General features: G+C 73.8%; 1 protein-coding gene. It reads right to left on the reverse strand.

The window, feature by feature from the left end; genetic code table 11:
* A partial coding sequence (locus Psi02_RS39730; protein WP_308442311.1) for an MFS transporter occupies nt 1-1,148 on the reverse strand: 1,148 nt, incomplete at both ends.

Here is a 1,148-nt window from a genome sequence, read left to right on the forward strand (position 1 = left end):
GGGCGGTGCGGATGGCGGTGACGACGGCGGCGACGGCGCCGAGGGAGAGGGCGACGGCGAAGCCGATCATCGTGGGCTCGAGGGCGGCGTGCTGGATGACGAGGCTGAAGGCGATCGACGGCAGGCCCATGCCGAGGTAGGCGATCACGAAGAAGGTCGCGAGCACGCCCGCTCGGGAGGCGGGGACGGCCGAGACGGCGCTCTGGGTGATGGCGCCCTTGAAGAGGAGGCCGGCTCCGGCGCCCGCCAGGGTGGCGGCGACGAGGAACAGCCAGAGCGCGGGGTGGTAGAGCGAGAGCGCCGTGAGCGCCAGGCCCGTGGGGAAGAGCAGGGTGCCCGTGATGAGCAGGCGGTGCAGGGGGAGCCTGCCCAGCGCGAGCTGGGCGACGGCGGACGCGGCGAAGACGGTGAAGGGAGCCAGGCCGATCACGAACTGGGACGTGATGCCCAGCTGACCGCGGACGATGATCGCGCCGAGGGAGGAGAACAGGCCCATCACGGCGAAGGCGAAGAAGCCGACCCCCGCCGCGCCGCCGAACGCGGTGCGATGGCCGGGGCGCAGGGCGAACCTGCCTGGCCGGTCCTGGGCCTTGAGCTCGGTGTCGACGGTCTCGGGGGTGACGAGCACCAGCCCGAGCAGGACGGCCATGAGGGCGGCGAAAAGGAGGTAGGAGGTGGCCAGGGGGGCGGGGGCCCACTCGGCGAGGGCGCCCGCGACGAGGGGCCCGACGGCCAGGCCGCCGAGATTGGCGGCGGTCGCGACGAGCCCGGGAACGGGGGAACCGGCTCGTTCGGGGCGGGCCTGGTGATAGAGGTCGCTGATGTAGGCCGTGGCGGTGGAGGCCATGAGCCCGACGGCGACGCCGGTGAGCAGCCGTCCGGCGATCAGGCCGGGAAGCGCGGGCCAGGCCGCCAGGACGGCGGCGGACACGATGCCGACCAGCAGCGCGGGCACGATCACCCGGCGGCGCCCGAGCCGGTCGGACAGATGGCCGAGGGCGAGGAACCCGCCGGCGGCGCCCACGACCATTACGGCGAAGGCGACGGTGACCGTGGTCGCACCGAAATGGTCGCGGTCCTGGTAGAGGGGCCACAGCGGAGTCGGGACGGTGCCGAAGGCCATCAGGGAGGTGAAGGCGGCCGCCACC

It is taken from the genome of Planotetraspora silvatica, from assembly GCF_016863315.1.
Lineage (GTDB): Bacteria > Actinomycetota > Actinomycetes > Streptosporangiales > Streptosporangiaceae > Planotetraspora > Planotetraspora silvatica.